This window comes from Streptomyces sp. Inha503 (assembly GCF_047215865.1).
Taxonomy (GTDB): Bacteria; Actinomycetota; Actinomycetes; order Streptomycetales; family Streptomycetaceae; genus Streptomyces; species Streptomyces lycopersici.
In genome coordinates this window covers 11,361,342-11,386,686 of sequence record NZ_CP178360.1, presented here as the reverse complement: position 1 = coordinate 11,386,686, position 25,345 = coordinate 11,361,342, and the positions used below count along the sequence as shown (strand labels likewise).

Sequence of the window (25,345 nt, the reverse complement as noted above, 5' to 3'; positions counted from 1 at the left end):
TCCACCGCCGCGCCATGCGTCCACGCCTCACCCAACGAGGCCAGCAAACGCCGCTGCCCACCGTCATCACGACGCAGCGATCCGACCGCCCAACGCCCCTCGACACCGTGCACCAGCACCGGATGCGGGGACACTTCCACGAGCCCGGCCACGGGCATCGACGCCACGGTCTGCGCGAACCGCACCTGCTCCCGCAGGTTCCGCCACCAGTACGCGACATCCAGGCTCTCGGTGGCCACCAGGGTGCCGGTCACCGCCGAGTAGAATGGCACCCGACCCAGTTGCGGTGTCACCCGCACCGCAAGCAACCGCTCGCGCACCTGCTCCACGAGTGGGTGATGACTGGCGTAGTCGACATCCACCCGTCGGGCCCGGATCCCGGCCGTCTCACACCGCGCCGCCAACGCGTCCAGCGCTTCCGGCGCACCGGAAACCACCACCTGCTCGGCCGCGTTGACCGCCGCGATCCCCAACCCGTCGGCCAGCAGACCCTCGACCGCCTCGGGAGCAGCCGAAACCGACAGCATCCCGCCCGTGCCCGCCAACGCCACCAACGCCCGGCCCCGCGCGGTCACCAGGCTCAGGGCGTCCTCCAACGACAACGCCCCCGCGAAACAGGCCGCGGCGATCTCGCCCTGCGAGTGGCCCACCACGGCCGACGGGACCACTCCCGCCGCTTCCCATGTCCGGGCCAGGCCGACCATCATCACGAACAACGCGGGCTGGACCACTTCCACCCGGTCCATCCCTGCCCCGGACACCAGCGCGTCGCGCAGCGGGAAGTCCACCAGCCGCTCGCACTCGGCCACGAACTCGGCGAACACCGGCGAACAGGCCAGCAGCTCACGGCCCATACCGATCCACTGCGACCCCTGGCCCGGGAACACGAAGGCCACATCGGCGCCCGATACCGCCGGCCCGGCCGGCTCGACCCGCTTCAGGGCCTCGTCCAGCTCCGCACGGTCAGCGCCCAGAGCCATCGCCCGGTACTCCAGCCCCGCGCGGCCCCGCGCCAGCGCCCCCGCCACATCCGCGACCGGTGTCCCGGCTGGGACGTCCGAGGCCAGCCGCCCAGCCAGCGCCTCCAGCGCCGGGGCCGACCGGGCCGACAACACCCACGGCACCACAGCACCGGTCAGCACCGGTCCCGCGTCGGAGGGCGGCACCGGAACCGGGTCCGGGGCCTGTTCCAGGATCAGGTGCGCGTTGGTGCCGCTGATCCCGAACGACGACACACCTGCCCGGCGCGGGCGTCCCTCCGGCTCCCAAGGACGCGCCTCGGTCAGCAGCCTTACGTCACCGGCCGCCCAGTCCACGTGTGGCGACGGTTCATCGGCGTGCAGCGTCGGCGGCAGCGTCTCGTGCCGCATCGCCTCGACCATCTTGATCACACCGGCCACGCCGGCCGCGGCCTGGGTGTGGCCGATGTTCGACTTCACCGACCCCAGCCACAGCGGACGGTCCTCGGGCCGGTCCTGTCCGTACGTCGCCAGCAATGCCTGGGCCTCGATCGGATCGCCCAGCGCCGTCCCGGTCCCGTGCGCCTCGGTCACGTCCACATCGGAAGGAGAAAGCCGCGCGTCGGCCAGCGCCCGCCGGATCACCCGCTCCTGGGACGGGCCGTTCGGCGCCGACAGGCCGTTGGACGCCCCGTCCTGGTTCACCGCGCTGCCGCGCAACACCGCCAGCACCGGATGCCCGAGCCGCCGCGCCTCCGACAGCCGCTCCAGCAGCACCACGCCGACGCCTTCGCCCCAGCCCGTACCGTCGGCCGCGGCCGAGAACGGCTTGCACCGGCCGTCGGACGCCATGCCGCCCTGCCGCGTGAACTCGGCGAAAATCCCTTCCGTCGCCAGCACCGTCACGCCACCGGCCAGCGCCAGCGAGCACTCCCCGTTCCGCAGCGCCTGAGCCGCCAGGTGCATCGCCACCAGCGACGACGAACACGCCGTATCGACCGTCACCGCCGGACCCTCGAGGCCGAAGGTGTACGCCACGCGGCCGGACGCCACGCTCGACGCGTTCCCCGTCATCCCGAACCCGCCCGCGCTCCCGTCCGGCAGCCGCGAGCCGTAGTCCTGCATGGCCAATCCGGCGAAGACCCCGGTATCCGTGCCCTTCATCGCGGCCGGATCCAGGCCGGCCCGTTCCAGGGCCTCCCAGGACACTTCGAGCAGCAGCCGCTGCTGCGGGTCCATCGCCACCGCCTCGCGCGGCGAGATCCCGAAGAACTCGGCGTCGAAGTCCGCCATGCCGGACAGGAAGCCGCCTATTCGCGCGTACTCCGCGGAATCCGTCTCCCAGCCACGGTCCGCCGGGAACGCGCCCATCGCGTCCACGCCGTCCGCGACCAGTCGCCACAGTTCCTCCGGCGACGCCACCCCGCCTGGGTAGCGGCACGCCATCGACACGATCGCGATCGGCTCACCGGCCGACCGCGCCGGCACCACCTCCGCCGAGGAGTCCGCCACCCCTGATACCCGCCGCAGCAGGTACTCGGCCAGGGCCTGCGCCGTCGGGTAGTCGAAGACCAGCGTGGCCGGCAACGTCAGCCCGGCCGCCGCCGCCAGCCGGTTGCGCAACTCCACCGCCGTGAGCGAGCCGAAGCCGAGATCCCGGAACGCGCGGTCGGCCGGAATGCCGGCGGCGTCGCGATGACCGAGCACCAGGGCGGCCTGCTCGCGGACCAGATCCAGCAGGAAGCGGCGCTGCTCGGGAGCGGGCCGGCTGCCGAGCTGACGGCCCAGTGCGCCGTTGTCCGCCGCGCGGCGCGGGACACGAACCAGACCGCGCAGCAGGGCCAGCTCGGGCAGGCCCGCGTGCAGGTCGGCCCGAACGGCGGCAAGGTCCAGGCCCGCTGCCGACAGCGCGTCTCCGGCGGTCAGCGCGGCATCGAACAGCCGCAGGGCGGTCTCGGTGGGCAGCGGTGCGCCGCCGCGGGCGAGGCGGACCCGGTCGGTCTCGCTGAGCCCGGTGGTGATGGCGCTGCGCTGCTCCCACAGGTACCACGCGATGGAAACCGCCGGGCGGCCGGCGGCCTGGCGGTGCGCGGCGAGCGCGTCCAGGTAGGTGTTGGCGGCGGCGTAGTTGGCCTGTCCGGGGCCGCCGAGCAGGCCCGCGAGGGAGGAGAAGAGTACGAACGTGGTCAGGTCGCGATCCAACGTCGCCTCGTGCAGGTGCCGCGCGGAGACGGCCTTGGCCGCGATGACCTGGGCCAGGGACTCGGGCGTCAGCGTCGCGAACAGGGTGTCCGCGATGAGGCCGGCCGTGTGCACGATGCCGGTCAGGTCGGGGATGTCGGCGACGACCGCGTCGACGGCGGTGCGGTCGGCCAGGTCGGCGGCGACGACCCGTACGCGTGCTCCGGCGGCCTCCAGGTCGGCGGCCAGCGCATCGGCACCGGGTGCGTCCGGGCCCGAGCGGCTGACCAGAACAAGGCTGCGCACCCCGTGCCGGGCGACGAGGTGGCGGGCGACCAGGCCGCCGAGCGTGCCGGTGCCGCCGGTGATCAGCATGGTGCCTTCGGTATCGACGCTGCCGGACTGCGTGGCCTGCTCGTCGGGTGGCGTCGGGCGCAGGCGCGGCACTCGGATCTCACCGCGTCGTACCGCGAGTTCCGGTTCGCCGGAGGCGATGGCGGCGTGCCGGACGGCGCTGGAAGCATCGTGGCCGTCTTCGTCGAGCAGGACGAGCCCGGCATCGGGGTACTCCGCCCGAGCCGAACGCACCAGGCCCCAGACCGGTGCCTGGGCCAGGCCGGACACCGCGTCGTCCGTCCCGGCCGCCACGGCCTCGCGGGTCGTCACCACCAGCCGTGAGCCGGGCGGCCGGTCCGCCGCCACCCAGTCCTGTACGACGCCGAGCGCCCAGGCCACCGGGTCCTCGCCCTCGCACAGCGCGACCACCGTGCTCGGCTCCCCGTCCGGCGCGGCGACGCTCTCGCCCGGCCGGACCGTGCTCCACGCCGGAGGCTCGCCCGCCGACACCGGTACGGGCTCCCAGCGCAGGCCGAGCAGCCTGCCGTGGCCGCGGACGAACTCATCGGCCGTTGTCCGGCGGGTGCTCATCGCCCGGATCCGCAGGACCGGATCGCCGTGGCTGTCCACGGCGAGCAGCCCGGATCCGATCGAGCGGGCCCGAATCCGCCGGGCACCGACGGCGAACAGCCGTACGCCCTCCCAGCGCTGGGGTACCTCGTCCGGGCCCAGGTTGAGCGCGGCCTGGAGCAATCCGGGGTGGATGCCGAACCCGTCCTGCTCGTCGTCGGTTTCCACCTCCACGAGGACGTCGCGACCGTCGGGCCCGGACTGCGGATCTTCGGCGAGATCGTCGGTCAGGGTCGCGGTGGCGTGCTGGATCCACGACTCCTCACCGACCGGCCGTGAGCTGACCGTGGCGCGATCGCCGCGCACGCTGATCTGGAGATCGACCGATTCGCGCTCCGGCAGCACCAGGGGGCGCTCGAACGTGATCTGCTCGATCACCGGCCGACCGGCGCGCTCACCGGCGAACAGCACCAGTTCGGCCAGCGCGGCCGCCGGCAGCACCGTGACGCCCAGCAGCTCGTGGTCGGCCAGCCACGGCGCACTCGCCCCGGACAGCCGACCGGTGAACAACCACTCGTCCGAGTCGGCCAGGGTGACCACCGCGGCCAGCAGCGGATGCGCGGCCGCCGCCAGGCCGGCGGCCCCCAGACCGGTGACCGCGCCGGATCCGGCCGGCCAGTAGCGGCGGCGCTGGAACGGGTACGTCGGCAACGCCACCTGTCGGCCGACCGGGACCAGGCGGGTCCAGTCCACCGCCGCGCCATGAGACCACGCGTCGGCCAGGCCCTTCAGCAGCCGACGGGCGCCCGCGTCATCGCGCTCGGCCAGACTCGCCGCCCACACCCCGCTCTCGTCGCCGTCGTAGACCGCGGCCGACAACACCGTGTCCGGACCGAGCTCGACGAACCCGGCGATGCCCCGCTCGTGCAGGGACCGGACCGCGTCGTGGAACCGGACCGTGCCGATCGCCTGCTCCACCCAGTGCCCCGCATCGCCGAGCACATCCGCGCCGACGACGGCACCGGTGACCGCCGAGACCAACGGGATCCGCGGCTCAGTGAACCGGATTCCCGTCACCACTCGCGCCAGCTCATCGGCGATCGGACGCATCAACGGAGAATGGAACGCGTGGCTGACCTCCAGCCAGTGCACCTTCCGGCCGGGCAGTCGGCCCAGCGCTTCCTCGACCGCCTCCCGGTCACCGGAGAGCACCACCGCCGACGAACTGTTCACCGCCGCCACCGCGACCCGGTCCTCCAGACCGGACAGATCCACTTCCCGTACGTCGGCCTGGATCGCGGCCATCGCCCCGCCCGACGGCAAGGCCTGCATCAACGCACCCCGCGCCACCAACAACCGCACCGCGTCCTCAAGCGACACCGCACCCGCCACGTACGCCGCCGTCGCCTCGCCAACCGAATGACCGGCAACAAAATCAGGCTGCAAACCCGCCGCCCGCGCCACCGCGGCAAGCGCAGCTTCAAAGGCGAACACCGCCACTTGGGTAAAACCGGTCTGGTGCACCTCGGCGCCGGAGAACATCACTTCCCGCAGCGAGCGGCCCAGCAAGGGATCCGCCACCGCGCACACCTCGTCCAGCGCCGCCGCGAACACCGGCGAACATCCCGCCAGCTCCTGGCCCATGCCGACCCACTGCGACCCCTGCCCCGGGAACACCCACGCCACCGGACCCCGCGTCACTGCCCCGGCCGACTCCACCGCCGCCAGACCCTGCTCAAGCTCCGCACGGTCAGCGCCCAAGGCCACCGCGCGGAATTCCAGCCCCGCGCGGCCCCGCGCCAGCGACCCCGCCACATCCGCGATGTCGGTCCCGGGCGGGACATCCGACGCCAGCCGACCTGCCAGCGCCCGCAACCCCGCATCCGACCGGGCCGACAGCACCCACGGGACCACAGCACCGGTCACCACCGACGGCTCCGGCGGGGCCGGGGCCGGGTCCGGGGCCGTGGCGGGCTCAGCGGGAGCTTCTTCGAGGATGACGTGCGCGTTGGTGCCGCTGATCCCGAACGACGACACTCCCGCCCGCCGGGGACGGCCCGCCGACTCCCACCGCTGCGCCTCGGTGAGCAGCCGTACCTCGCCGGTCGCCCAGTCCACGTGCGGGGACGCCTCGCCCGCGTGCAGCGTCGGCGGCAGTGTCCCGTGCCGCATTGCCTCGACCATCTTGATCACACCGGCGACACCGGCCGCGGCCTGGGTGTGCCCGAAGTTGGACTTCACCGACCCCAGCCACAACGGACGGTCCTCGGGCCGGTCCTGCCCATAGGTCGCCAGCAAGGCCTGCGCCTCGATCGGATCCCCGAGCGTGGTGCCGGTCCCGTGCCCCTCGACCACGTCCACATCGGAGGCAGACAGCTTCGCGCCGGCCAACGCCGCCCGGATCACCCGCTCCTGGGACGGCCCGTTGGGAGCCGACAGGCCGTTGCTCGCGCCGTCCTGGTTCACCGCACTGCCCCGCAGCACCGCCAAGACCGGATGCCCGAGCCGCTGCGCCTCTGACAGCCGCTCCAGCACCAGCACCCCGACGCCCTCGCCCCAGCCGGTGCCGTCGGCCCCGGCCGAGAACGCCTTGCACCGGCCATCGGACGCCAGCCCGCCCTGCCGGGAGAACTCCGTGAACGCCGCCGGGGTGGACATCACCGTCACGCCACCGGCCAGCGCCAGCGAGCACTCCCCGTTGCGCAGCGCCTGCGCGGCCAGGTGCATCGCCACCAGCGACGACGAACACGCCGTGTCGATCGTGATCGCCGGGCCCTCCAGGCCGAACGTGTAGGCCACGCGGCCGGATGCCACGCTCGACGCGTTGCCGGTCAGCCCGTACCCGCCCGCATGGCTGTCGGACAGCCGCGATTCGTAGTCCTGGTAGTACATGCCGACGAAAACCCCGGTGTCGGAACCGCGCAGGCCCGAGGGGTCCAGGCCCACGCGTTCCAGCGCTTCCCAGGACACCTCGAGCAGCTGCCGCTGCTGCGGGTCCATGGCGAGGGCCTCACGCGGCGAGATCCCGAAGAACTCGGCGTCGAAGTCCGCCGCACCGGACAGGAAGCCACCCTCGCGCGCGTACTCGGACGGCTCGGTCTCCCAGCCACGGTCGGCCGGAAACGGTGACACGGCGTCGGTGCCGTCGGCCACCAGCCGCCACAGATCCTCCGGCGACGCGACACCGCCCGGATAGCGGCAGGCCATGGCCACAAGCGCGATCGGCTCATGGGCCCGGTCCTCGACCGACCGCAGCCGTTGCCGGGTGCGATGCAGGTCGGCGGCGACCAGCCGCAGGTATTCCGCGAGTTCCTGTTCGGTCGCCATCTATTCCACCTCGCTGGAGCCGACCTCGTCGCCGAATTCCTCGGCGACGAGCTGGATCACCTGGTCGATGCTCGCGGACATGATGTGGTCCGCCATGTTTGTCTCGTCCGGCTTCTTGTCGTGATCGTCAAGCCGCCACAGCAGCGCCTCCAGCCGGTTGCGCACCTCGGTACGCAGCGCCGCGTCGTCCGCCGCCAGCCCGGCGAGCGCCGCCTCGACCTCGTCAAGACCGTCGAGTACGGGCACCGGGGCCGGAGCGGCCTTCACCTCGGCGGGGGCGGCGCCGGTCACCTGGGCCAGCAGATTCTCGGCCAGCACTCGCGGCGTCGGGTGGTCAAAGACCAGCGTGGCCGGCAACGCCAGCCCGGACGCCGCCGCCAGCCGGTTACGCAACTCCACCGCCGTCAGCGAATCAAAGCCCAGATCCCGGAACGCCCGATCAGCGGGAACACCCGCGCCCTCGCCATCACCATGGCCGAGGACCACAGCGGCGTGCTCACGCACGAGCTCCAACAGGACAAGGGACCGCTCAGCCTCACCCAGACCACCCAGCCGACGGGCCAACGCACTGGTCGACCCGGTACGGGCCGCGACGGCACGCCGCGGCGCACGGCCCAGGCCGAGCAGCACCGTCGGTACCGTCGTCCCAGCCGCGATCACGCCGCGGACCGCACTCACGTCCAGGCCCGCCGCCACCACCGGCCGGCCGATACTCAACGCCCGATCCAGCAGGCCCAGCGCCTGCTCGGTACCCAGCAGCACACCGCCGCCACGCGCCAGCCGGGCCCGGTCCGCCTCGGTCAGCGTGCCGGTCATGCCACTCGACTGGTCCCACAGGCCCCAGGCGATCGAGACCGCAGGCAATCCAAGCGCCGTACGGTGCGCGGCGATGGCGTCCAGATAGGTGTTGGCCGCCGCGTAGTTGCCCTGTCCGGGGTTCCCGAGCAGCCCGGCCAGGGACGAGAACAACACGAACATCCGCAGGTCCAGATCCCGCGTCGCCTCGTGCAGATGCCAGGCGGCGTCCGCCTTGGCCGACACCACCCGCCCCAGCGACTCGCCGGTCAACGACGTCACGGGCATGTCCTGAAGTACCCCGGCCGCGTGCACCACCCCGGCCAGCTCCGGGATACCCGCCACCAGCGCGTCCACCGCGGCACGATCAGACAGATCCGCCGCCACGATCCGCACCCGCGCCCCGGCCGCCTCCAACCCGGCGGCGAGTTCGACGGCGCCGGGGGCGTCCGGCCCGGAACGGCTCGCCAGAACCAAATCCCGTACGCCATGCCGGTCCACCAGATGACGGGCGACCAGGCCGCCCAGCGTTCCGGTCCCGCCGGTGATCAGCACCGCACCATCGTCCACACCGGGCAGGCGCAGCACGATCTTGCCCACATGGCGGGCCTGACTCATGAACCGCAACGCGGCACCCGCCTGAGCCGCCGGGAACACCGTGACCGGCAACGGAACAGCCGTCTCCAGAACCCGCTGCCACATCGCGGCAACCCGGTCCGGATCCAAGTCCCCCAGATCGAACGGCACCTGGCGCGGATCACGGATATCAATCTTGCCCAGCTCCACGAACCGGCCACCCTCGGCCAGCATCCCCAGCGACGCGTCCAGGAACTCCCCGGTCAGCGAGTTGAGCACGACGTCGACCTGGCCGAACTCACTCGCGAAGTCAGTCGTACGCGAAGAAGCGATGTGCTTCACGCCCAGCTCAGCCACCGCCGCCTGCTTGGCCGGACTCGCCGTCGCGAACACCTCCGCCCCCGCCGCCAACGCCAGATGCGCCGCCGCCATACCCACACCACCGGCCGCAGCATGAACCAGCACCCGATCCCCCGGCCGAACCTGACCCAGATCGAACAGCGCGTGATAAGCCGTGAGGTACGCGATCGGCGCTGCCGCCGCTTCGGTATCGCTCCACTCGTCCGGGACCGGCACCATCAGCCGCGCATCGACCACCGCCAGCGGGCCGAACCACGGGAACAACCCCATGACCCGCATGCCGGGCACCAGACCGTCCACCTCGGGGCCGACCTCGACCACGACCCCGGCACCCTCGCCACCCGGTTGCCGGGCATCGGCGGGGAGCATATCCAGGCCCTTCAGCACATCGCGGAAGTTCACCCCGGTCGCACGGACCGCGACCCGCACCTCGTACGCCCCCAGCGGCCGCTCGGCGTCCGGCGCCGACACCGCCCGCACCCCGTCCAGATCACCGCCCGAAGCCCACTCCAACCGCCACGCACCCGGACCCTGCGGAAGTTCCAACCCACCCGAGATCGCACGCAGGCGGGGCACCAGCACCGTCCCCGCCCGCAACGCGATCTCTTTCTCCCCGGTGGCCAGGGCGGCGCTAAGGGATTCAGCGGATTCGGGGCCGCCGTCATCGTCGAGCAGCACCAGACCCGCATCCGGATGCTCGGACTGCGCCGAACGCACCAGCCCCCATACTCCCGACGACTCCAGCCCAGCGACCATGTCGCCCTCGACCGCGGCGACCGCGGCGCGGGTACGGACCGCCAGCCGCGACCCAGCCGGATAGCCAGCCCCCAACCACGCCTGCACCAACGCCAACGCGCCGGGCAGATCCGCCGGCTCAGCCCAGGCAAGCACCGGCTCATCCGCCGCCTCGGGCAGATCCAGCTCCGGGCCCACCTCCACCCAGGCCTGCTCCGAAGCCGATCCCAGGCTCATCGGCGCCCATTCCAGCGACAGCAGCCCCGCACCCATGCCGTGGCCGGAGAGTTGACTGATGTCGGCCGGACGGGAAACCATCGCCGCCGCCGACACCACCGGCTGACCCTCACCATCGACGGCCAGCAGAGAAAACGCATCCGACCCGGCCGGGCTCAACCGCACCCGCAACGCCGACGCACCCGTCGCATGCAACCGCACATCCCGCCACGCGAACGGCAACCGCACCTCCTGGCCGCCCTCCGCGGCCACGATCACCACGTGCAGCGCGGCGTCCAGCAACGCCGGGTGGATCGCGAACCCGTCCTGAGTATCACCGGCGGGCAGCTCGACCTCGGCATACAGATCCTCGCCGAGCCGCCAAGCCGCCTGTAGGCCACGGAATACCGGCCCGTACTCATATCCGCGCCCCGCCATGATGTCGTAGACATCGTCAGCAGGGAGGGCCTGGGCACCGGCCGGGGGCCACTGACCGTCCAGACCTTCCACCGCCCCGGCGGGATCGGCCAAGGTCGCGGTCGCATGCCGGGCCCACTGCTCCCCCGTCCGGGAAAACACGGCCGCCTGACCACCCTCAACCGACACCTGCACATCAACCGGGCGGCCGTTGAGCACCAGAGGCTGTTCGAAGGTGATCTCCTCGATGGCGGGCAATCCGGCCCGATCACCGGCATGCAACACCAACTCAGCCAACGCCGCCCCAGGAACCAACACGGTCCCCGAGACCGCGTGGTCGGCCAGCCACGGACTCGTCGCGGCCGACACCCGCCCCGACAACACCCAACCAGCGTCCTCAGCCAACCGCACCGCACTGTCCAACAACGGATGCCCGGCACTGCCCCGACCCGTCGCGCCACCCGACGCCCAATAGCGACGATGCTGGAACGGATACGTCGGCAACACCACCCGACCACCAACCGGGACCAGACACGTCCAATCCACCGCCGCGCCATGAGTCCACGCCTCAGCCAGACCCGCCAACAGACGACGCGCCCCCGCATCATCACTCTCGACCAGGCTCGCCGCCCACACCTGTCCCCCACCGTCATGGACCACAGACGACAACACCCGGTCCGGACCAACCTCCAAGAACCCGACCACACCCCGCTCATGCAGATGACGAACCGCATCGTGGAACCGGACCGTGCCAATCGCCTGCTCCACCCAATGCCCCGAATCACCCAACACATCCACACCAACGACCCCACCGGTCACCGCCGACACCAACGGCACCCGCGGCTCAGAGAACCGAACCCCCGCCACCACCCGCGCCAACTCATCGGCGACCGGACGCATCAACGGAGAATGGAACGCATGGCTGACCTCCAGCCAACGCACCTTCCGACCCTCCAGACGGCCCACCGCCACCGCGACCGCATCGCGCTCGCCGGAGAGCACCACCGCCGACGAACTGTTCACCGCCGCCACCGCAACCCGATCCCCCAGACCGGACAAATCCACTTCCTGTACGCCTGCCTGCACCGCCGCCATCACCCCGCCCGGGGGAAGCGCCTGCATCAACGCACCCCGCGCCACCAGAAGGCGCACCGCGTCCTCGAGCGTGACCGCCCCAGCCACATAGGCAGCCGTCACTTCACCCACCGAGTGACCGGCGACAAAGTCCGGCTCCAGACCCGCCGCCCGCGCCACCGCGGCCAAAGCGGCCTCGAACGCGAAGACCGCCACCTGGGTGAATCCGGTCTGATGCACCTCAACACCCGAGACCATCACCTCCCGCAACGAACGACCCAACAACGGATCCGCCACCGCACACACCTCATCAAGCACCGCCGCAAACACCGGCGAACACTCCGCCAACTCGCGACCCATACCAACCCACTGCGACCCCTGGCCCGGGAACACCCACGCCACCGGACCACTGATCGCCGGTCCAGCCGCCTCCACGACCGCCAGGCCCCGATCCAGCTCCTCGCGATCCGTCCCAAGGACCACCGCACGGAACTCCAGCCCCGCCCTCGACGCCGCCAGCGACCCCGCCACATCCGCGATCCCCACCCCAGACGGGACATCCGACGCCAACCGGGCCCCCAGCGCCCGCAGCCCCGCCTCCGACCGCGCCGACAACACCCACGGCACCACACCACCAGCCACCACCACCGGCTCCACCGACGGAACCGCAACCGGCTCAACGGGAGCCTGCTCCAGGATCACGTGAGCGTTCGTACCGCTGATCCCGAACGCGGATACTCCTGCGCGCCGGGGGCGGTCCGCCGACTCCCAATCCCGCGCCCCGGTCAGCAGCCGCACATCGCCGACCGACCAGTCCACGTTCGGGGACGCCTCACCCGCGTGCAGCGTCGCCGGGAGCGTCCCGTGCCGCAGTGCCTCCACCATCTTGATCACACCGGCGACACCGGCCGCCGCCTGAGTGTGGCCGATGTTGGACTTCACCGACCCCAGCCACAACGGTTGCTCCTGCGACCGGCCCTGACCGTAGGTCGCCAGCAACGCCTGCGCCTCGATCGGGTCCCCGAGCGCCGTCCCGGTCCCGTGCCCCTCGGCCACATCCACATCACCCGGGGTCAACCGGGCATCAGCCAGCGCCCGGCGAATGACGCGCTCCTGCGACGGACCGTTCGGCGCCGACAGGCCATTGCTGGCCCCATCCTGGTTCACCGCACTGCCCCGCAACACCGCCAGCACCGGATGCCCAAGCCGCCGCGCCTCCGACAAACGCTCCAGCACCACCACGCCGACACCCTCACCCCAGCCAGTGCCGTCCGCCTCGGCCGAAAACGCCTTACACCGACCATCGGCCGCCAGCCCGCCCTGCAAGGCGAACTCCGCGAACATCACCGGCGTCGCCATCACCGTCACGCCCCCGGCCAACGCCAGCGAGCACTCCCCGTTCCGCAACGCCTGCGCGGCCAAGTGCATCGCCACCAACGACGACGAACACGCCGTATCCACCGTCACCGCCGGACCTTCCAGACCAAGCGCATAGGACACCCGGCCCGACGCCACGCTCGGCGTGTTCCCCGTCAGCCAGTAACCCTCAGCCGCTTGTTGGGCAGCGAGCGCGGACCCGTAGTCCTGGGCGGATAGTCCGGCGAAGACCCCGGTGTCGGAACCGCGCAACTCCGAGGGGTCCAGGCCCGCCCGTTCCAGCGCTTCCCAGGACACTTCGAGCAGCAGCCGCTGCTGCGGATCCATCGCCAGCGCCTCACGCGGCGAGATCCCGAAGAACTCGGCGTCGAAGTCGGCCGCACCGGACAGAAAACCGCCCACCCGCGCATACTCGGCAGGATCGGTCTCCCAGCCGCGGTCGGCCGGGAAGTCACCGACCGCGTCAACGCCGTCGGAGACCAGCCGCCACAGATCCTCCGGCGAGGCCACCCCACCGGGGTAACGGCACGCCATGGAAACCACTGCGATCGGTTCTCCCGTCGGCACCCTCTCCGTGACGACTGCCGTCGGCGTGGCCGCGGCGGCCGCGCCGGTCACCTGAGCCAGCAGATACTCGGCCAGCACCCGAGGCGTCGGATAGTCGAAGACCAGCGTGGCCGGCAACGCGAACCCGGCCGCCACGGCCAGTCGGTTACGCAACTCCACCGCCGTCAGCGAGTCGAAGCCCAGGTCCCGGAACGCCCGGCCCGACTCCACACCGCCCACATCACCGTGGCCGAGAACGGCGGCGGCGTGTTCGCGTACCAGATCCAGCAGGACATGCGACCGCTCGGCCTCGCCCAGACCGGCCAGTCGGCGGGCGAGGGTGCCCCCGCGCTGTGTGGCCGCGGCGGTCGGGCGGGGCACACGGACCAGCTCGCCCAGCACCGACGGCAGTGCGTAGCCCGCAGTGACCGCATCGCGGACCGCGCCCACGTCAAGACCGGCCGCCACCACCGGCTCGCCGCCGGCCACCGCCGCGTCCAGCAGCCGCAGCGCCTGCTCGGTAGGCAGCGCCACACCGCCGCCACGCGCCAGCCGGGCCCGGTCCGCCTCGGTCAGCGTGCCGGTCATGCCACTCGCCTGCTCCCACAGACCCCAGGCGATCGAGACCGCCGGCAGTCCGAGGGCCATCCGGTGCGCGGCGAGGGCGTCCAGATAGGTGTTGGCCGCCGCGTAGTTGCCCTGCCCCGCGCCGCCCAGGAGTCCGGACAGGGACGAGAACAGCACGAACATCCGCAGGTCCATGTCCCGCGTCGCCTCGTGCAGATGCCAGGCGGCGACCGCCTTAGCGGCCACCACCCGCCCCAGCGACTCGCCGGTCAACGACGTCACGGGCATGTCCTGAAGTACCCCGGCCGCGTGCACTACCCCGGCCAGCTCCGGGATACCCGCCACCAGCGCGTCCACCGCGGCACGATCAGACAGATCCGCCGCCACGATCCGCACCCGCGCCCCGGCAGCCTCCAACTCAGCAGTGAGTTCGACGGCGCCGGGCGCGTCCGGCCCCGACCGGCTCGCCAGCACCAAATCCCGTACCCCATGCCGGTCCACCAGATGACGGGCGACCAGGCCGCCCAGCGTTCCGGTCCCACCGGTGATCAGCACCGCACCGTCACCCACACCCGGCAGGCGCAGCACAATCTTGCCCACATGGCGAGCCTGGCTCATGAACCGCAGCGCCGCACCCGCCTGAGCCGCCGGGAACACCGTGACCGGCAACGGAACCGCCCACTCCAGAACCCGCTGCCACATCGCGGCAACCCGGTCCGGATCCAAGTCGCCCAAGTCGAACGGCACTTGGCGCGGATCACGGATATCGATCTTGCCCAGCTCCACGAACCGGCCACCGTCAGCCAACATCCCCAGCGAGGCGTCCAACAACTCGCCGGTCAACGAGTTGAGCACGACGTCGACCTGACCGAACTCACTCGCGAAATCAGTCGTACGCGAAGAAGCGATGTGCTTCACGCCCAGCTCTGCCACCGTGGCCTGCTTCGGCGGGCTCGCCGTGGCGAACACTTCGGCCCCTGCCGCCAACGCCAGCCGGACCGCCGCCATGCCGACCCCGCCCGACGCCGCGTGGATCAGGACCCGATCCCCCCGCTGCACCCGGCCCAGATCGAACAGCGCGTGATAGGCGGTCAGGTACGCGATCGGTACTGCCGCCGCCTCGATATCGCTCCACCCGTCCGGGATCGGCACCATCAGTCGTGCGTCGGCCACCGCGAGCGATCCGAACCACGGGAACAACCCCATCACCCGCATGCCGGGCACCAGACCGTCCACCTCGGGGCCGACCTCGACCACGACCCCAGCACCCTCGCCACCCGGTTGCCGGGCATCGGCGGGGAGCATATCCAGGCCCTTCAGCACATCGCGGAAGTTCACCCCGGTCGCACGGACCGCGACCCGCACCTCGTACGCCCCCAGTGGCCGCTCGGCGTCCGGCGCCGACACCGCCCGCACCCCGTCCAGATCACCGCCCGAAGCCCACTCCAGCCGCCACGCACCCGAACCCTGCGGAAGTTCCAACCTGCCCGGAACCGGGCGCAGACGAGGCACCAACACGGCACCCGCCCGCAAGGCCAGTTCCTTTTCCCCCGTGGCGAGGGCGGCGGCGACGGTCTCAGCGGATTCGGGGCGGCCATCGTCGTCCAGCAGCACCAGACCCGCGTCCGGATGCTCGGCCATCGCCGACCGGACCAGTCCCCAGACGCCAGACCCCGTCAAACCGGCCACGGGCTCGCCCGTCCCTGCCGCGACCGCGTCACGGGTACGGACCGCCAGACGCGAGCCCACCGGGCTCACAGCCCCCAACCACGCCTGCACCAGTGCCAGCGCCTCGGGCAGATCCGCCGGTTCCGCCCAGGCAAACACCGGCTCATCCGCCGCCTCAGGCAGATCCAGCTCCGGGCCCACCCGCACCCAAGCCTGCTCCGGTGCTGATCCGAGAGTCAGCGGCGCCCATTCCAGCGACAGCAGGCCCGCGCCCGTGCCGGAGCGGGTGAGCTGGCCGGTGTCGGCCGGACGGGAAACCATCGCCGCCGCCGACACCACCGGCTGACCCTCACCATCGACGGCCAGCAGAGAAAACGCATCCGACCCGGCCGGGCTCAACCGCACCCGCAACGCCGACGCACCCGTCGCATGCAACCGCACATCCCGCCACGCGAACGGCAACCCGATGTGGTCACCGTCTTCGGCAGCGGCGATCAGGACGTGCAGCGCGGCGTCCAGCAACGCCGGGTGGATCGCGAACCCGTCCTGAGTATCACCGGCGGGCAGCTCAACCTCGGCATACAGATCCTCGCCGAGCCGCCAAGCCGCGTGCAGGCCCCGGAACATCGGCCCGTACTCGTATCCGCGAGACGCCATGACCTCGTACGCGTCATCAAGGGTCAGCGGCTGCACGCCTTCCGGGGGCCACGGCCCGTCCAGGGGCGCGACCGTCCCGCTCGGATCGGCCAGAGTCGCGCTGGCGTGCCGGGTCCACTGCTCCCCGGCGCGGGAGAACACGGCCGCCTGACCGCCCTCGACCGACACCTGCACATCGACCGGGCTGCCGTTCAGCACCAGAGGCTGCTCGAAGGTGATCTCCCCGATGGCGGGCAATCCGGCCTGATCACCGGCATGCAACACCAACTCGGCCAGAGCCGCCCCGGGCACCAGCACCGTCCCCGACACCGCGTGATCCGCCAGCCACGGACTCGTCGCGGCCGACACCCGACCCGACAACACCCAACCAGCGTCCTCAGCCAGCCGCACCGCGCTGTCCAGCAGCGGATGCCCGGCACTGCCCCGCCCGGCCACGCCGCCCGACGCCCAATACCGGCGGTGCTGGAACGGATACGTCGGCAAGGTGACCAGGCTGCCCTGGGGAACCAGACGCGTCCAGTCCACGGCAGCCCCGTGTGTCCACGCCTCAGCCAGACCCGCCAACAGACGACGAACCCCCGCGTTCTCACGCTCAACCAGACTCGCCGCCCACACCTGCGCCCCACCGTCATGGACCACAGACGACAACACCCGGTCCGGACCAACCTCCAAGAACCCGACCACACCCCGCTCATGCAGATGACGAACCGCATCGTGGAACCGGACCGTGCCAATCGCCTGCTCCACCCAATGCCCCGGATCACCCAACACATCGGCACCGACGACAGCACCGGTCACCGCCGAGACCAACGGGATCCGCGGCTCAGAGAACCGAACCCCCGCCACCACCCGCGCAAGCTCACCGCCGACCGGACGCATCAACGGAGAATGGAACGCGTGGCTGACCTCCAGCCACTGCACCTTCCGACCCTCCAGACGGCCCACCGCCTCCTCGACCGCATCGCGCTCCCCGGAGAGCACCACCGCCGACGAGCTGTTCACCGCCGCCACCGCGACCCGGTCCTCCAGACCGGACAAATCCACCTCATGCACGCCCGCCTGGATCGCGGCCATCGCCCCACCCGACGGCAGCGCCTGCATCAACGCACCCCGCGCCACCAACAACCGCACCGCATCCGCAAGCGACACCGCACCCGCCACATACGCCGCCGTCACCTCACCCACCGAATGACCCGCCACAAAATCAGGCTCCAAGCCCACCGCCCGCGCCACCGCCGCCAGACCAGCCTCAAACGCGAACACCGCCACCTGCGTGAACGCCGTCTGATGCACCTCAACACCCGAGAACATCACCTCCCGCAACGAACGACCCAACAACGGGTCCGCCACCACACACACCTCATCAAGCACGCCCGCAAACACCGGCGAACACTCCGCCAACTCACGACCCATACCAACCCACTGCGACCCCTGCCCCGGAAACACCCACGCCACCGGACCCCGGGTGGCCGTCCCGGTCGGCTCCACCGCCGCCAGACCCTGCTCAAGCTCCTCACGGTCAGCGCCCAGGACCACCGTCCGGAACTCCAGCCCCGCCCGGCTCCGCGCCAGCGACCCCGCAACATCCGCGATGTCGGCCCCAGCCGGGACCGCCGACGCCAGCCGGTCAGCCAGCGCCCGCAACCCCGCATCCGACCGCGCCGACAACACCCACGGCACCACACCACCGGCCACCACCACCGGCTCCGCCGACGGAACCGCAACCGGCTCAACGGGAGCCTGTTCCAGGATCACATGTGCGTTGGTGCCGCTGATCCCGAACGAGGACACACCGGCCCGGCGAGGCTGCCCGGTGGACTCCCACGGCTGGGCCTCGGTCAGCAGCCGTACATCCCCCGCCGACCAGTCCACATGCGGCGACGCCTCACTCGCGTAAAGTGTCGGCGGCAGCGTCTCGTGCCGCATCGCCTCGACCATCTTGATCACACCGGCCACGCCGGCCGCCGCCGAAGTGTGGCCGATGTTGGACTTCACCGACCCCAGCCACAACGGCCGCTCCTGCGACCGCTCCTGACCGTAGGTCGCCAGCAACGCCTGCGCCTCAATCGGGTCCCCGAGCGCCGTCCCGGTCCCGTGCCCCTCGACCACATCCACATCACCCGGGGTCAACCGGGCATCAGCCAGCGCCCGGCGAATGACGTGCTCCTGGGACGGACCGTTGGGAGCCGACAGCCCATTGCTCGCCCCGTCCTGGTTCATCGCGCTGCCCCGCAACACCGCCAGCACCGGATGCCCGAGCCGCCGCGCCTCCGACAAACGCTCCAGCACCAGCATCCCGACGCCTTCGCCCCAGCCGGTGCCGTCCGCTGCGGCCGAGAACGCCTTACACCGGCCATCGGCCGCCAGCCCGCCCTGCAAGGCGAACTCCGCGAACACCTCCGGCGTCGCCATCACCGTCACGCCCCCGGCCAGCGCCAGCGAGCACTCCCCGTTCCGCAGCGCCTGCGCGGCCAGGTGCATCGCCACCAACGACGACGAACACGCCGTATCGATCGTGACCGCCGGACCCTCCAGGCCGAACGCGTACGCCACGCGCCCCGACGCCACGGACGACATCTTGCCCGTCAGCCGGTAGCCCTCACCGCCCGGCGCGGAACCGTAGTCCTGGCCGATCAGGCCCGCGAAGACGCTGGTGTCCGTGCCCCTCATCGCGGCCGGGTCCAGGCCGGCGCGCTCCAGCGCTTCCCAGGTCACCTCGAGAAGGAGTCGTTGCTGCGGGTCCATCGCCGTCGCCTCACGTGGCGAGATTCCGAAGAACTCGGCGTCGAAGTCGGCCGCCCCGCTCAGGAAACCGCCCACCCGCGCATACCCGGCCGACTCCGTATCCCAGCCGCGATCGGCCGGGAAGTCACCGACCGCGTCAACGCCCTCGGAGACCAGCCGCCACAGATCCTCCGGCGAGGCCACCCCACCGGGGTAACGGCAGGCCATCGACACGATCGCGACCGGCTCATCGACCGACCGCGACACCGGAACGACCTCGGCGACGGCCGGGGCCGCGCCGGTCACCTGGGCCAGCAGATACTCGGCCAGTACCTGCGGCGTCGGGTAGTCGAAGACCAGCGTGGCCGGCAACGCGAACCCGGCCGCCACGGCCAACCGGTTACGCAGCTCCACCCCCGTCAGCGAGTCGAAGCCCAGATCCCGGAACGCCCGCCCGGACTCCACGCCGCTCACATCACCGTGGCCCAGCACCACCGCCGCGTGCTCACGCACCAGATCCAGCAGGACAAGCAACCGCTCAGCCTCGCCCAGGCCCAGCAGGCGACGGGCGAAGGTGCTCGTACCTTGCCTGCCCGCGGCCAACCGGCGGGGCACACTGACCAAGTCACGCAGCACCGACGGCGGCGGTGTCCCGTCCGCTGTCGCGTCGCGGGCCGCACTCACGTCCAGTCCCGCCGCGACCACCGGCCGGCCCGCGCTCAGCGCCCGGTCCAGCAAGCCCAGTGCCCGCTCGGTCGGCAGAGCCACACCGCCGACGCGGGCCAGCCGGGCCCGGTCGGTGGCGGTCAGCGCGCCGGTCATGGCGCTGGCCTGCTCCCACAGGCCCCAGGCGATCGAGACGGCGGGCAGCCCCTGGGCCGTCCGGTGCGCGGCGAGAGCGTCCAGATAGGTGTTGGCCGCCGCGTAGTTGGCCTGCCCCGCGCCGCCCAGCAGTCCCGACAGGGACGAGAACAGCACGAACATCCGCAGGTCCAGATCCCGCGTCGCCTCGTGCAGATGCCAGGCGGCGTCCGCCTTGGCGGCCACCACCCGCCCCAGCGACTCGCCGGTCAACGACGTCACCGCCGTGTCCTCGACGACTCCCGCCGCGTGCACCACCCCGGCCAGATCAGGGGTATCGGCCATCAGCGCGTCCACCGCGGCGCGGTCGGACAGGTCCGCGGCCGCGATCCGCACTCGTGCGCCGGTCGCCTCCAGTTCGGCGGCGAGTTCGGTGGCGCCGGGCGCGTCCGGGCCGGAACGGCTGACCAATACCAGGTCCCGCACGCCGTGCCGGTCCACCAGGTGCCGGGCGACCAGGCCGCCCAGCGTTCCGGTCCCACCAGTGATCAGCACCGTGCCGTCGAGGGCGGGCCCGGCGTCCGGCTGGCTGACCGGTACTGGTCGCAGCCGCGGCGCCAGCGCCGCCCCGCCACGCAGGGCGATTTCCCTTTCGCCGGTGGCCGTGGCCGCGTCGGCGATCACTTCGGACTCGGGACGGCCGTCGAGGTCGAGCAGCGTCAGGCCCGCGTCCGGATGCTCGGCCATCGCCGACCGGACCAGGCCCCAGATCCCCGCCGACCCCAGCCCGGCCACGGTGTCCCCGTCCGCCGCCGACACCGCGTCACGGGTGCGGACCACCAGGCGTGAGCCGGCCTGGTAGCCGGCCGCCAGCCAGCCCTGTACGAGGGCCAGAGCAGCGGGTACGTCCGCCGGTTCAGCCCAGGCGATCAGCGGCTCATCCGCCACCTCGGGCAGGTCCAGTTCGGATCCCATCCGCACCGGCATACGCTCCGCTTCCGGTCCGGGGTTGACCGGTGCCCATTCCAGGGCCAGCAAGCCGGGGCCCGCGGCCTGGCTGGGGGCGGCCAGCCGGGTGATATCGGCGGACCGGGAAATCATCGCGGCGGCCGACACCACCGGCTGGCCCTCGCCGTCGGCGGCCAGCAGGGAGAACGCGTCCGGCCCGGCCGGGCTCAGCCGCACCCGCAGCGCAGACGCCCCCGTCGCATGCAACCGCACATCCCGCCACGCGAACGGCAACAGCACCCCGTCGCCGCTCCCGGCGGCGATGAGGGCGTGCAGGACCGCGTCCAGTAGCGCCGGGTGAATCGCGAACCCGTCCTGCGCCTCCCCCAGGACAGCGGGGAGTTCCACCTCGGCGTACAGCTCCTCACCGAGCCGCCACGCGGCCCGCAGGCCACGGAACGCGGGCCCATAGTCAAACCCCCGCGCCGAGATGGCCTCATAGGTGTCCACGTCCGGCACCGGCTCCGCCCCGGCCGGAGGCCACTGCCCGTCCAGGCCGGCCACCGTCCCGACCGGGTCGGCCAGGGTGGCAGTGGCGTGCCGGGCCCACTGGTCTCCCGTACGGGAGAAGACGCTCGCCCTGTCCCCGTCGACCCGCACCTGGAAATCGACCGGGCCGTGGTTGCCCAGCACCATCGGCTGCTCGAACGTGATCTCCCCGATCCCCGGCAGCCCAGCCCGGTCTCCAGCGTGCAGCACCAACTCGGCCAGAGCCGCCCCGGGCACCAGCACCGTCCCCGACACCGCGTGATCGGCCAACCACGGGCTCGTACCCGCCGACACCCGCCCCGACAACACCCAGCCTGAGTCCTCGGCCAGCCGGACCGCGCTGTCCAACAGCGGATGACCCGCGGTGCCCCGGCCGGTGCCGCCGCCCGACGCCCAATAGCGGCGGTGCTGGAACGGATACGTCGGCAGCACCACCGGACGGCCGACGGGGATCAGGCGGGTCCAATCCACCGCCGCGCCATGAGTCCACGCCTCAGCGAGACCGACCAGCAAACGACGAACCCCAGCGTTCTCACGTTCAGCCAGGCCGGCCGCCCACACCCCGTTGCCGCTGCCGCCGCCGTCGTGAACCACGGCCGACAACACCCGGTCCGGGCCGACCTCCAAGAACCCGGCCGTGCCACGCCCGTGCAAGTAGCGCACGGCATCGTGGAACCGGACCGTACCCACCGCCTGCTCGACCCAATGCCCGGGGTCACCCAGAACATCCGCGCCGACCACACCGCCGGTGACCGCCGATACCAGCGGCACCCGCGGCTCCACGAACCGGATGCCCGCCATCACCTGCGCCAGCTCATCGGCGATCGGACGCATCGACGGAGAATGGAACGCATGGCTGACCTCCAGCCAACGCACCTTCCGACCCTCCAGACGGCCCACCGCCTCCTCGACCGCTTCCCGGTCACCGGAGAGCACCACCGCCGACGAACTGTTCACCGCCGCCACCGCGACCCGGTCCTCCAGACCGGACAAATCCACTTCCTGTACGGCGGCCTGCACCGCCGCCATCACCCCGCCCGACGGCAATGCCTGCATCAACGCACCCCGCGCCACCAACAACCGCACCGCATCCTCAAGCGACACCGCACCCGCCACATACGCCGCCGTCACCTCACCCACCGAGTGACCGGCGACAAAGTCCGGCTCCAGACCCGCCGCCCGCGCCACCGCGGCCAAAGCGGCCTCGAACGCGAAGACCGCCACCTGGGTGAATCCGGTCTGATGCACCTCGGCGCCGGAGAACATCACCTCCCGCAGCGAACGGCCCAGCAACGGATCCGCCACCGCGCACACCTCATCCAGCACGCCAGCGAACACCGGTGAACACTCCGCCAGCTCGCGGCCCATACCAGTCCACTGCGACCCCTGACCCGGGAACACCCACGCCACCGGACCCCGCGCCACTGCCACGGTCGGCTCCACCGCCGCCAGACCCTGCTCAAGCTCCTCACGGTCAGCGCCCAGGACCACCGCACGGAACTCCAGCCCCGCCCGGCTCCGCGCCAGCGACCCCGCAACATCCGCGATCCCCACCCCAGCCGGGACCACCGACGCCAGCCGGTCAGCCAGCGCCCGCAACGCCGCATCCGACCGTGCCGACAACACCCACGGCACCACACCACCAGCCACCACCACCGGCTCCACCGACGGAACCGCAACAACCGGCTCAACGGGAGCCTGCTCCAGGATCACATGGGCGTTGGTGCCGCTGATCCCGAACGACGACACCCCGGCCCGGCGAGGCCGTCCATCGGCCGTCCAGGACCGCGTCTCGTTGAGCAGCAGCACATCCCCGGCTGACCAGTCCACATGCGACGTTGCCTCATCGGCGTGCAGAGTCGGGGGCAGCGTCTCGTGCCGCATCGCCTCGACCATCTTGATCACACCGGCCACCCCGGCCGCCGCCTGAGTGTGGCCGATGTTGGACTTCACCGACCCCAGCCACAACGGCCGCTCCTGCGACCGGTCCTGACCGTACGTTGCCAGCAACGCCTGCGCCTCGATCGGGTCCCCGAGCGCCGTCCCGGTCCCGTGCCCCTCGACCACGTCGACATCCGAAGCGGAAAGCCGGGCATCGGCCAGGGCCCGGCGAATGACGCGCTCCTGCGACGGACCATTGGGAGCCGACAACCCATTGCTGGCTCCATCCTGGTTCACCGCACTGCCCCGCAACACCGCCAGCACCGGATGCCCGAGCCGCCGCGCCTCCGACAGCCGCTCCAGCACCAACACCCCGACGCCCTCACCCCAGCCGGTGCCGTCCGCTCCGGCCGAGAACGCCTTACACCGGCCATCGGACGCCAGCCCGCCCTGCACCGCGAACTCCGCGAACGTCCCCGGGGTGGCCATCACCGTCACACCACCGGCCAGCGCCAGCGAGCACTCCCCGTTCCGCAGCGCCTGCGCGGCCAGGTGCATCGCCACCAGCGACGACGAACACGCCGTATCGATCGTGACCGCCGGGCCCTCCAGGCCGAACGCGTACGCCACCCGGCCGGACGCCACGCTCGTCGTGTTTCCGGTCAGCCGGAAGCCGCTGCCGTCACTGTGGGACAGCTGCGATTCGTAGCCCTGGAAGGCCAGACCGGCGAAGACCCCGGTGTCGGAGCCGCGCAGCCCGGTCGGGTCGAAGCCGGCCCGTTCCAGCGCTTCCCAGGACACCTCCAGTAGCAGTCGCTGCTGCGGGTCCATGGCCACGGCCTCACGCGGCGAGATCCCGAAGAACTCCGCGTCGAAGTCGGCAGCGCCGGACAGGAAACCGCCCACCCGCGCGTAACCAGCGGACTCAGAATCCCAGCCGCGGTCCGCCGGGAAGTCACCGACCGCGTCAACGCCCTCGGACACCAGTCGCCACAAGTCCTCCGGCGACGCCACCCCACCCGGGTAACGGCACGCCATCGACACGATCGCGACCGGCTCATCCACCGACCGTGACGCGGGTACGGCCTCCACCGCGGCCGGGGCCGCACCGGTCACCCGCTCCAGCAGGTAATCGGCCAGCGTTTGCGGTGTGGGGTAGTCGAAGACCAGCGTGGTCGGCAGTGTCAGCCCGGCCGCCGCGGCCAGCCGGTTACGCAACTCCACCGCTGTCAGCGAGTCGAAGCCCAGATCCCGGAACGCCCGCCCGGGATCCACGCCGCTCGCATCACCGTGGCCCAGCACCACCGCCGCGTGCTCACGCACCAGATCCAGCAGGACAAGCAGCCGCTCGGCTTCGCCCAGGCCCAGCAGGCGACGGCCCAGCGCGCTGGTAGAGCCCGCGGCGGCCGCGATGGCGCGGCGTGGCGGGCGGCCCAAGCCGAGCAGCACCGTCGGTACCGGTGTCCCGGCCGCGATGGCGCCTCGCACCGCAGCCACGTCCAAGCCCGCCGCCACCACCGGCCGGTCGATGTTCAGCGCCCGGTCGAGCAGGCCCAAGGCCTGTTCCGTACCCAGCACCACACCACCGCCACGCGCCAGCCGGGCCCGGTCGACCTCGGCCAGCGCACCGGTCATGGCGCTGCGCCGCTCCCACAGACCCCAGGCGATGGACACCGCCGGCAGCCCAAGGGCCGTACGGTGCGCGGCGAGGGCATCCAGACAGGAATTGGCCGCGGCGTAGTTGCCCTGTCCGGGGTTGCCGAGCAGCCCCGCCAGCGACGAGAACAGTACGAACATCCGCAGGTCCCGGCCGGCGGTGGCCTCGTGCACATGCCAGGCCGCCTCGGCCTTGGCGGCCACCACCCGGGCCAGCGACTCGCTGGTCACCGAGGTCACCGGCATGTCCTCGAGCACCCCGGCCGCGTGCACCACCCCGGACAGCTCCGCGATGCCCGCCACCAGCGCGTCGACCGCGGCACGGTTGGACAAGTCCGCCGCCACGACCCGCACCCGCGCCCCGGCCAGCTCCAGCTCAGCAGTCAGTTCGGCCGCACCGGGCGCAGCCGGCCCCGACCGGCTGA

General features: G+C 71.9%; 1 protein-coding gene and 2 pseudogenes (1 of these 3 running past the window's edge). All 3 read right to left on the bottom strand.

The features are described from left to right. Nucleotides 1-68 precede the first annotated feature (68 nt). Nucleotides 69-3,872 (bottom strand): annotated as a pseudogene (locus ACJX2R_RS47005) (type I polyketide synthase); the annotation flags it as partial. A 585-nt stretch (nucleotides 3,873-4,457) separates the two neighbouring features. Next, nucleotides 4,458-7,337, bottom strand: a pseudogene (locus tag ACJX2R_RS47000) (type I polyketide synthase); the annotation flags it as partial. 36 nt (nucleotides 7,338-7,373) lie between these two features. Beyond that, nucleotides 7,374-25,345 carry the 3' portion of an SDR family NAD(P)-dependent oxidoreductase gene (locus tag ACJX2R_RS46995; RefSeq protein ID WP_413105133.1) on the bottom strand. The gene runs 12,478 nt beyond the window's last position, so 17,972 of the gene's 30,450 nt are visible here — the last part of the coding sequence; its start codon lies beyond the right edge, outside the window; the stop codon is at nucleotides 7,374-7,376.